This is a genomic window from Kribbella albertanoniae (genome assembly GCF_004348455.1).
Taxonomy (GTDB): Bacteria; Actinomycetota; Actinomycetes; order Propionibacteriales; family Kribbellaceae; genus Kribbella; species Kribbella albertanoniae.
In genome coordinates this window covers 1-9,885 of the sequence record NZ_SMKA01000326.1, presented here as the reverse complement: position 1 = coordinate 9,885, position 9,885 = coordinate 1, and the positions used below count along the sequence as shown (strand labels likewise).

At 68.2% G+C, this 9,885-nt stretch carries 8 protein-coding genes; 2 read left to right on the top strand and 6 right to left on the bottom strand.

Translation table 11 applies throughout. The features are described 5' to 3' along the window. Window positions 1-51: 51 nt before the first annotated feature. Complete coding sequence (locus E1261_RS39805) at window positions 52-372, top strand: Fe-S cluster assembly protein HesB (RefSeq protein ID WP_132414933.1); 321 nt, start codon at window positions 52-54, stop codon at window positions 370-372. A 134-nt stretch (window positions 373-506) separates the two neighbouring features. Here E1261_RS39805 and E1261_RS39800 read toward each other — a convergent pair whose 3' ends face one another. Further along, on the bottom strand, window positions 507-2,303 hold the full coding sequence (locus tag E1261_RS39800; RefSeq protein ID WP_132414932.1) for an ABC transporter ATP-binding protein: 1,797 nt from the start codon (window positions 2,301-2,303) through the stop codon (window positions 507-509). After that, window positions 2,300-4,144: an ABC transporter ATP-binding protein gene (locus E1261_RS39795; protein ID WP_338033982.1), complete on the bottom strand. Its 1,845-nt coding sequence runs from the start codon at window positions 4,142-4,144 to the stop codon at window positions 2,300-2,302. The genes E1261_RS39800 and E1261_RS39795 overlap by 4 nt, the downstream gene beginning before the upstream one ends. A 100-nt stretch (window positions 4,145-4,244) precedes the next feature. Between E1261_RS39795 and E1261_RS39790 the strand changes: the two genes are divergently transcribed. Next, window positions 4,245-4,886 (top strand): TIGR03085 family metal-binding protein, encoded by a 642-nt coding sequence (locus E1261_RS39790; RefSeq protein WP_132414930.1) that lies wholly within the window; start codon window positions 4,245-4,247, stop codon window positions 4,884-4,886. On the opposite strand, the gene E1261_RS39785 is transcribed toward E1261_RS39790, so the two are convergent. From E1261_RS39785 to E1261_RS39770, 4 genes are all read right to left on the bottom strand, one after another. Next, complete coding sequence (locus tag E1261_RS39785) at window positions 4,872-5,465, bottom strand: DedA family protein (protein WP_132414929.1); 594 nt, start codon at window positions 5,463-5,465, stop codon at window positions 4,872-4,874. The two genes, E1261_RS39790 and E1261_RS39785, sit on opposite strands and share 15 nt — an antisense overlap. After that, window positions 5,462-6,226 carry an MBL fold metallo-hydrolase gene (locus E1261_RS39780; RefSeq protein ID WP_132414928.1) on the bottom strand — a complete coding sequence of 255 codons (765 nt, stop codon included), beginning with the start codon at window positions 6,224-6,226 and terminating at the stop codon, window positions 5,462-5,464. The genes E1261_RS39785 and E1261_RS39780 overlap by 4 nt, the downstream gene beginning before the upstream one ends. A gap of 3 nt (window positions 6,227-6,229) precedes the next feature. Continuing rightward, window positions 6,230-8,344, bottom strand: a complete 2,115-nt coding sequence (locus E1261_RS39775) for an alkaline phosphatase family protein (RefSeq protein ID WP_132414927.1) — start codon at window positions 8,342-8,344, stop codon at window positions 6,230-6,232. A 171-nt stretch (window positions 8,345-8,515) separates the two neighbouring features. Beyond that, window positions 8,516-9,853: a family 43 glycosylhydrolase gene (locus tag E1261_RS39770; RefSeq protein WP_132414926.1), complete on the bottom strand. Its 1,338-nt coding sequence runs from the start codon at window positions 9,851-9,853 to the stop codon at window positions 8,516-8,518. Window positions 9,854-9,885 lie beyond the last annotated feature (32 nt).

Sequence of the window (9,885 nt, the reverse complement as noted above, 5' to 3'; positions counted from 1 at the left end):
GGGTGAGCGGGCACGGGGCGGGTTCAGTGATGTCTAGAGGTTGGAGCTGTTGTGCTTACCCTGACTGAGAACGCGACCCTGGTGATCAAGAGCATCACGGGGGTCGAGGGCGCGCCGGACGGGGCCGGAGTGCGGATCTCGCAGGAGAATCCGGCGGATCCGGCGCTGGCGGTGACGACGACGGAGGCACCGCGACCTGGTGACCAAGTGGTCGAAGAGGCCGGGGCCCGGGTGTTTCTGGAGCAGAACGCGGCGAACGCGCTGGATGACAAGATCCTCGACGCGGCCGTGGACGACAAGGGTGGTGTCGAGTTCCTGCTGGTACCGCAGCCTGGTGCCGGCCGGGAGAACGGGGCTGCTCCGACTCCCTGAGGCCCGGTACGACGGGGCTCCAACCTGACTGTGGTGCCGCGGCGTACCTGATCCGGGCGCGGCTGGTTCGACCCTCCCAGGGACCGGCCGCGCCCCGGAGTGCCCCTGTAAGAAAGCACTGCAAAAAGTGCTGCCTAGAGGGCACTCCGCTGAGCTATCCAACTCTCGTGCAGGCGTGCGTAGACGCCGCCTGCAGTGACGAGCTCTGCGTGCGGACCTCGCTCCACGACCTCGCCGTTGTCGAACACGAGCACCTCGTCGGCCGCCTCGGCGGTGGACAGGCGGTGCGCGATGGTGACCGACGTGCGGCCGGTCATCAGCCGCTCCAGCGCCGCATTGACCCGCACCTCGGTACCGGGGTCGACGGCAGAGGTGGCCTCGTCGAGGACGAGCAGGTCGGGGTCGGCGATGTTCGCGCGGACCAGTGCGACCAGCTGGCGCTCACCGGCGGACAGGGACTCACCACGCTGCCCGACCGACGACTGCAGCCCGTCCGGTAGCGACTCCAGCCAGTCGGTGAGGCCGAGTGACTCGAACGCGGCCAGCAGCTCAGCGTCCGTCACCTCGGGCCGGCCGAAGCGCACGTTCTCGGCCAGGGACGCGTCGAACAGGTAGCCGTCCTGCGGCACCATCACGACTCGCTCCCGCAGCGACTCGAACGAGATCTCCCGCGCGTCCACCCCGTCGAGCAGCACGGAACCCGAGGTCGGGTCCATCAACCGCGTGAGCAGCTTCGCGAACGTCGTCTTGCCGGATCCGGTCTCCCCCACGACCGCGACCCGCCGATGCGGCTCCAGTCGGACGTCGACATCACGCAGTACCAGCTCGCCTTCGGGGTAGGCGAAGTCCACGTCCGCGAACTCGACCGTGATCGGCCCACGCGCCTGCTTCACCCCTGCCTCGCCCGGGTCGACCACATCGGCCGGAGTGTTGATGACACCGAGCACTCGGCGCCAGCCGGCGAACGCGCTCTGCGCATCGGTCAGCACCTGGGTGGCGATCTGCACCGGGTCGGAGAACAGAGCGACCAGGAACATGAACGCGAGAATCTCACCCAACGTCGCCTGACCGTCCACCCCGAGCAGCACACCGGCCGTCAGCACACCCGCGTTGGCCAGGCCGGCTGCCAGACCACCGATCGAGAAGGTGATCCCGGTCAGCGTCTGCGCGCTGGTCGCCGTACGGCGGTAGTCGTCGACCGTCGCGTCGATCCGGGCCTGGGTCCGCCGCTCGATCGCATACGCGCGCACCACCTGCGCGCCGACGACCGGCTCGGCAACCGCGGACAGCATCTCGCCGACCTTCGCCCGGACCACGCCGTACGCGGCCGACATCCGCTTCTGCAAAGCCCGTAGCGATGCGAAGAGCGGGATGAAGCAGACCAGCACCACCAGAGCCAGCTGCCACGAGTAGATGAACATCACCACAGTCGCCAGCAGCATCTGCCCGAGGCTGACCAGGAAGATGAACCCACCGAACTGCAGGAACTGAGAGACCGTGTCCACGTCCGATGTGACTCGGCTGACCAGTGCGCCCCGCCGCTCGGTGCTCTGCGTCAGCACCGGCAGGTCGTGTACGTGCCGGAACGCCTTGATCCGCATGGTGGCCAGTCCGCGCTCGGAGTTGACCGCGAGCCGCACAGTCGTCAGGTACGACGCTCCGGCCGTCACCGCCACCCCGACCACGCAGACGACAACCATCCACGCCACGAACGACATGTCCGGCCCACCGGGACCGGACAACCCCTTGTCGATGGTCTGCTGGACGGCGATCGGGATGACGATGCGCCCGGCCGTCATGGTCAGCGCCAGCAGCGCAGTGACCCACCAGCCCTGAACGAGCTCGGGTGAGATCCGCAGCCCCTGCTTCAGCGTCTCCAGACCACCGGCGTCATCGCCAAGGTCCATCCGAGTCGCTTCGGCCCCACTCATGCCTTCACCTCATCCAGATCATCAAGCTCTGAGTCCAGCTCGGCTTCTTCCAGCCTGCGCTCGGCGTCCTTCTCGTAGGCGTCCACCAGCTCCCGGTACGCCGCTGAGGTCTGCTGCAGCTCGGTGTGCGTGCCCTGCGCCGTGATGCGCCCCTCGTCCAGGAACAGCACCTCGTCGGCGAGTGAGATGGTCGCCTTCCGGTACGCGATCACCAGCACAGTCGTCGCGGCGGTCGCGTCCTCCTGCACCACGGACCGCAGCCCGGCCAGGATCCGCGCCTCGACCTGTGGGTCCACAGCACTGGTCGCGTCATCCAGGATCAGCAGGCGCGGCCGCCGTACCAGAGCACGAGCCAGTGCGATGCGCTGCCGCTGCCCACCGGACAGCGTCGTCCCGCGCTCGCCGACCTTGGTGTCCAGCCCGTGCGGGAGTGTCTTCACGAAGCCGTCGCCCTGGGCGATCCGCAGTGCGTCCCAGATGTCCTCGTCGGTGTAGTCACCGCCCAAGGTGATGTTTCCGCGGATGCTGTCGTCGAACAGGAACGCCGTCTGCGCCACCAGCGCCACGGAGTCCGCCAGCTCACCCTGGGCCAGCCCGCGCAGGTCCGTGCCGTCCACCTTGACCGAGCCCTCCTCGGGATCGACCAGTCTGGTCAGCAGCGTCGTCATGGTCGATTTCCCCGCGCCGGTCGGTCCCACCACCGCGACCGTCCGGCCGGGCTCGACGGTGAACTCCATGCCACGCAGTACGTCGCGATCCGGCAGGTACCCGAACCGCAGTCCGGACACATCCAGCCGGGCCGCGGTCTTCGACGTCAGCCGGTCCTCGCCGTACTCCATGCCGCCCTCGGCGGTCAGCACGCGCTGCACCCGGTCCCAACCGACCACGGATCGCGGTAGCTCACCGAGCACCCAGCCCAGCGCCCGGATCGGGAACCCGATCAGCGTGAACAGGAACGCGACCTGCACCACGTCACCCGCATCCGCCGCGCCCGAGCGCACCCGGCCGACACCGACCAGCAGCACGATCAGCACGCCGATGCGGGGCAGTGCGTCGATCACGGGGTCGAACATGCCGCGGGCTTTGTTCACCGCGATGTTCGCGTCGCGCAGCGCGTACGTCGGCGCCCGGAAGCGCTCGGTCTCCGCAGCCTCGCGGCCGAGCGTCTTGACCACCAGCGCGCCGTCGAACGACTCGTGCGCAACCTCAGAGACGTCTGCCCGCAACTGCTGCGCCCGCGTGGCCAGTGGCTGCAGGACTCGCTGGAAGATCACGTTGGCCACGAAGACCAGCGGGAAGACCAGACAGCCGACCAGTGCGAGCCAGACATCGGCCATGAACATCGCTGCAGTCGCGAAGGCCAGCATGGCGAGCACACCGATCGCCATCGGCAGCGGTGCGATCACGAACCAGATCGACTCGACATCGGCGTTCGCGTTGGACAGCAGCTGACCCGTCGGGTGCCGGTGGTGCCACTCCAGCGGGAGCTTCTGGTACTGCCGGGTGACCCGGCGCCGGTACGTCGCCTGGAGCCGGAACTGCATGATTCCGGCGCCGACGCGTCGTCCGACCACGCCGATGGCGCGCAGGATCGCGATACCGAGGAACAGGGAGACCAGCGCGGCCAGTGCGCCGAAGGTGGTGTCACCACGCTCGAGGGCCGGCCGGATCACGTGGTCGGTGGCCCAGCCCAGCGCCCAGCCGTCGGCCACCGTCATCGCGCCGTACAGCATGCTGGCGGCCACGGAGAAGGCGAAGACCCACGGCTCCTCCCAGATGGCGACCCGCAGGACCGCGAACCCACGCCGGGTTGCGCTCCCTTTGTCAGGGACTTTCGGCACGGGCAAGAGACACTCCAGGACAGTCAGGTGCGAACAGCAGTCACAATCATGACAACGATTGACATTCTGCCATTCCCCACCGACAACTACGATCAGGAATGTGACTGACTACAGCCGGGTGGAACGACTTGCTCTGTGTGACCTCTTCGACGAGCTGGGGCCCGACCAGCCGACGCTGTGTGGCGGCTGGACGACCTACGACCTGGCCGTGCACCTGTACGTCCGGGAGTCCGACCCGATGGCCGGTCCGGGGATCATGATCTCCGCGCTCGCCGACACCACCGAGAAGCGGATGGAGCGGGCGAAGGCGAAGTACGGGTTCACCGGAGTGGTGAACAAGGTCCGCAACGGCCCGCCGCGTGCGTCGATCTACGGGCTGCCGCTGATCGGGCACCAGCTGAACACCACCGAGTATCTGGTGCACCACGAGGACGTCCGCCGCGCTCAGCCGTCGTTCACTGTGCGCACGCTGCCGGCCGAGCAGCAGGCCGGTCTGTGGAAGGGCCTCAAGGTGGCGGGGCGCACGATGACGCGCAAGGCGTCGACCGGCATCGTGCTGCAGCGGCCGGACGGCAGTACGACGGTCGCGAAGCAGCCCACCAACGGCCGCTCGGTCATAGTCATCGGTGAGCCGGCCGAACTGCTGCTCTTCTGCTTCGGACGGCAGCAGGTCGCCGACGTTCAACTGGAAGGCGACCCAGCAGTCATCGAGGAGCTGAAGAGCACCTCATTCGGTATCTGACGCCGGCGCCCGTTTTTGGCGGCGCCTCTGGATCAGACTGCTGACCACAGTGACCAGCAGCACCAGTGCGATCGCCGCCACCACGCCCTGCCACGGCTCTGGGAAGAGCGCATAGCCGAGCAGGCCGATCGCCATGTAGACCGCAGCCCACAGCGAGGACGCTGCAAGGTCGACCACGGCGAACCGCTCCCAGCGGTAGCCGGCCAGCCCGGCCGCCAGGAGCACCGGCACTCGCCCGCCAGGGATGAGTCGCGAGGTGAGCAGTACGCCGATCTCGTGCTCGGACAGGCGGTCCCGAAGCTGGTCGAGTTTCTCGTTGTCGCGCAACCACCCGATCCGCTTCGCGAGCCTCTCACCGCCGAACCTGCACCCGGCGTACACGATGAGGTCGCCGATGTACGCACCTGCCGCACCAGCGATGAGCACTCCGACCAGTCCGATCGGACTGCTGTGTGACGCCAGTACGGCGCCCGCCGAGACGGCAGCGCCGGTCGGGAGCACCGGCAGGACGGCGCCGATCAGCACGGCACCGGCGAGGGCAAACAGGTACCAGAGGTCGAAGTTCGCATCACCTGTCATCCGGCCACCTCGGTCGACTCTCCTGGTACCAACACGTTCACCCGCACAGCAGAATCCAGCTCAGCCATGGCGGCTCGGAACTGCTCCCCCGGTGCCAGAAACATCTCAGGCCGCACCCGGTCGAACCCGATCGGCCAGAACGTACCGAAGTGCACTGGGATCGCCACACTCGCGCCAACCCGCTGAACTGCCTCAGCGGCCCGCACCGGGTTCAAGTGCCCAGGACCGAGCGACGGTCCCCAACCGCCAACCGGGACCAGCGCCACATCGACCGGACCCGCCTCGGCCGCCAGATCGTCGTACAGGTCGGTGTCCCCCGCGAACCAGACGCTCGGGGCGCTGTCCACGCGGTAGCCCACTGCTGGACCGTTGTACGACGACCACGGCAGCCGCCGGCCGTCGTGGTGCGCGGTGATCACGGTGATGTCGAGTGAGCCGATCCTGATCTGATGACCGGGCGCCACCTCGATACAGCGGTCCGAGAAGGCCGCACCGTAGTCATGGTGGATCAGCCGGGCCGCACCGCGCGGTACGACGAGTGCTGCGTCCCGAGCGATCAGTGGCAGCGAGGTGAGGTGCAGGTGGTCGGCGTGCATGTGTGAAACCAGCACTGCGTCGCACTGACCGGCCTCCGCGGTCGGTGCGGGTCCTCGGCGGCGACGGAGGTGAGCGATGCGCGAGGTCAGTACCGGGTCGGTCAGCAGCCGGGTGCCGTCCGCCTCGATGGTGGTGGTCGCATGCCCCCACCAGGTGATCCGCACGCTTCAGGCCTCTACCTTCGTCTCGACCGGGTCCTGGACGTCCTTGCGCTGCCCGAGCTTCTCGAGCCAGCTGATCAGCAGCGCGTGGACCGCATCGGAGCCTACGGGAGGCTCCTTCAGCTCCCACCGGGTCGGGTGCACCAGCACGGCCTCGGTCTGCCAGCCGCCGATACCGCCGTGGCAGCCGACCAGTTCCTCGAACGCAGCCACCTCGCGCGTGTAGTCGTCGATGCGACTGACCACCACGACGTCACCGTTGTGCGGCAGCTCTGCCTGTCGCAGGATCGACTGCGGTGCGAACGGCCCGTACCGCGCCAGCGGGTCCTCGCCCTCGATCCGGCCAGTCTTGAGCACCCGCACGCCGGCCCGGCCGATCGCGACCGGACCCTCGGCCAGTGAGTCGACCACAACGAACCCGATCCCCGGATGCGTTGCCAGTCCCGGAATCAGCTTGGGGTGGAGCAGCTCGAGCTCCTCCAGCGGCACCCGGCCCGGCGTGGTCGCCAGGTAGATCAGGGCCAGGTTGCCCGAGGCCGTGACCAGCATCTGCTCGTCGGCACCGACCGGCGGCTCGCAGTCCTTCGGCCCGAGCTCGATCTCGCCGTGGGTTGCCTTGGCGTGCAGCGCCTTCCGGGTCACCGAACCAGCCACGCTTCGCCGCAGCGACAGCTCGGTCAGGAACGCGTTCACCGGTCCCCAGCCCTCGGACTTCCCGACCGCAGCGACCGGCTCACTGGTCGTGTCGACCAGCTCGTCGACCACCTCGGTCAGCGTCCGCCCATAGCGCTGCAGGAACGTCGAGCCCTGGCTCTGGCCGTGGTCGGAGAGCACCACGATCTCGTACGAGTGCGGCAGGATGTCGATGATCCGCTGCAGCGCACCGAGCACTCTGTCGAGACCCTCCAGAGTCTGCAGGGACTCCGGCCGGGTCGGACCAGCGTGGTGCGCCACCTCGTCGTAGTCGACGAAGTCGCAGTAGATGACCGGAGTGCCCTTCACCAGCTCGTCAGTGATCAGCGAGACGTTCAGATCGCGCAGTAGCACATTGCTGATCGCCCGCAGGAAGATGTAGCTGCCGCCACGGTTCACCCGCGGCACCAGATTGCGCCGAGCCTGCCTGCGGGCCTGGAACAGCTCTTTCACCATCTCGGCCATGCACAGCACCAGTCCGCGGGCAGCGCCCTGGGGACTGGAGAAGAACCGGACATACCCACGGCTGCGGCTGTTCGGCAGTGCGGCCCGGCTGAAGACCAGCTCGCAGTGTTCGGCGTCCCCGGACCAGTTGTTGCTGATGCTGACGCCACCGTCCGCGAGCAGTCCGCGACCGGTCGACATCCGGGCCTCGATCTCGGCAGCGTCCCGGCCGCGGTTCGTCACCATCACCCGGCCGGTCTCCTTCTCGTACCACCGGAACGCGGGGATCTGGCCGGAGCCGCCGTGCAGGATGCCGGCCTGACTGGCCGGAGTCGTCGCCGGTACGCCGGTGTGCCACTCCACCATCGAGTGCTTGCCATCGCGGATCCAGCCACCCAGATGCGGCAGGTTGCCGGACATCACCATCCAGTTGAGCAGCGGTGCGGACAGACCGTCGACCTGGATGATCAGCATCCCGGTCTTGGGCGCCGCGGTGATCTTGCGGGCCCGGCGGTGCACCACGCGCATCACCTCGGCGACGTACGCGTCGTCACTGCCGGCGTACGCGATCCAGCCGACGAAGGCGCTGACCGACGACATCACGATCGACACCACCAGCACCGCCTCGGGACCACCGTGCAGGTTCACGCCCTGGTCGACGGTGATGCCGAGGTACACCACTCCGAACTGGGACAGCAGTCCACCGACCAGTACTCCGACCGAGCCGATCAGAACCGCGATGCCGGCCAGCACCCAGCGGATCAGCACGCTGAAGACCGCCAGCAGCACTACAAGCCGCAGGATCGGCATCCGGCCGTCGCTGCTGATCTGGGGCAGCGTCCAGAACGTGATGATCAAGGAGACCAGCGACAGCATCCCGCCGACCAGCATCGCCTGCAGGCCGCGGCCGGTACGCCGCCAGTCCAGCCAGATCGGCCTGCGTCCACGCCGATCGCCGGAGACCTGTTCCGGTGGTTTCGCCATCTCGTGCCTGTACTCCCCGTCCGCCTGTCTGCTGTGCTGCAGTACCGAGCGTACGAGGAGAGGTCTGGTCCGGTGCCACCGCGCCACGCACCGGACGGGCTGTTCCCGGGTCAGGGCCGGGGTCGCACCCGGTAGGTCCCTGACCCGGCAGCTGGACGGCTGCTTGGACGGCTACTGCAGTTCGAGGTAGTCCACCTCGGTGTAGAGCGTGCCCTTGCCGAGCCGGACGGTGTTCCAGCCGGCCCGCAGCGTCACGGGGACCGAGGACTGTCGCCACTGGTTCCAGCCGGTGAACGGGTAGCTGACCGAGCCCTGGCTGGTGCCGTTGATCGACAGGGTGTGGCTGGCAGTGCCCTGCGAGCCGTTCGCGTACCCGACGTGGAGCGTGTAGCCACCGGCGACCGGGGCAAACACTCGATTCTCGACCCAGGAGTCGGCGAAGTCGATGTAGCCGACCGCCCTGCCGCCCGATGCGCCCGCGGAGTTCTCCCGCAGCACACAGCGGTTCAGCTGACCGCTCTCGGCCTCGGTCCGGACCCGGCTGCCGCGGACCACCGGCCAGTCGTTCGCCCAGCCGACATCTCCGACGTACAGGTGCCGTGAGCCGTTCGCCCAGCCGTGCAGGAAGATCTTGTCACCGACGACGTCAGCGCCACCCGGGCCGCAGACATTGCCGTCGAAGCTGTCGGTCGTCAGTAGCGGCCGCTGCTGGACAGTCCACGGGCCGGTCAGGCTGGTCGCCGTCGCATAGGTCGTCTGGTAGTTGCAGTCGTTGTAGCCGTTCGTCGAGAAGAACAGCAGGTACCGGCTGCCGCGCTGGACGAGGTCGGGCGCCTCAGCGATCACGTTCGAACTCAGCAGCGCAGCGTGGTCCCCGACCAGCGTCTTGCCGTTGTCGGTCGTCTTGGTCAGCCAGAGGGTCGACGGCTTGCTGATTGCGTTGCCGTCGTTCTTCCAGACCAGGTAGCGGGTCCCGTCGGAGTCCACGAAGGTGTTGGCGTCGATGGCACCGCCGAGGTCGAGCGGGCAGATCAGCGGTTCGGTGCCGACCGAGGTGAACGGGCCACGCGGCGCGGTGGCGGTCGCCACTCCGATGCACTGCCGGCCGGACACCTTGTGCCAGGCGGTGTAGGTGAGCGTGTAGGTGCCGTCGGAGTTCGGGTGCACATCCGGAGCCCAGGTGCGGCCGGGCTTGGCCCAGTCGGCCGACGGGCCGGCGGGCATCGCGTCACCGCGGGTCGTCCACGGTCCCTCGGCACTGGCTGCGGTTGCCACCGGGACGTGCCCCAGGTCGTTGTTGGTCGAGTAGGCGTACCAGGTGCCGTCCTGCTCGAACACATCCGGATCGGGGAAGTCCCGCTTGACGATGTCGGACGGGAACACCGCACCGGCAGCCTGCGGCACGACGGCCTGGGTCTGAGCGGGAGCTGCCTGCGTGGGGGCCGCTTGGACGGCCGAGAAACCGACAGCGGCGACGGTGACCGTGGCCGCGAGTAGTCGTCGAAGCATCTGCACTCCTTGGAGTGGGGGCGGGGGAAGGG

Excerpts from the sequence above, each read along its gene's own strand:
- E1261_RS39800 (WP_132414932.1), bottom strand. The coding sequence starts at position 2,303 with ATGAGTGGGGCCGAAGCGACTCGGATGGACCTTGGCGATGACGCCGGT.
- E1261_RS39785 (WP_132414929.1), bottom strand. The coding sequence starts at position 5,465 with ATGACAGGTGATGCGAACTTCGACCTCTGGTACCTGTTTGCCCTCGCC.
- E1261_RS39775 (WP_132414927.1), bottom strand. The coding sequence starts at position 8,344 with ATGGCGAAACCACCGGAACAGGTCTCCGGCGATCGGCGTGGACGCAGG.
- E1261_RS39770 (WP_132414926.1), bottom strand. The coding sequence starts at position 9,853 with ATGCTTCGACGACTACTCGCGGCCACGGTCACCGTCGCCGCTGTCGGT.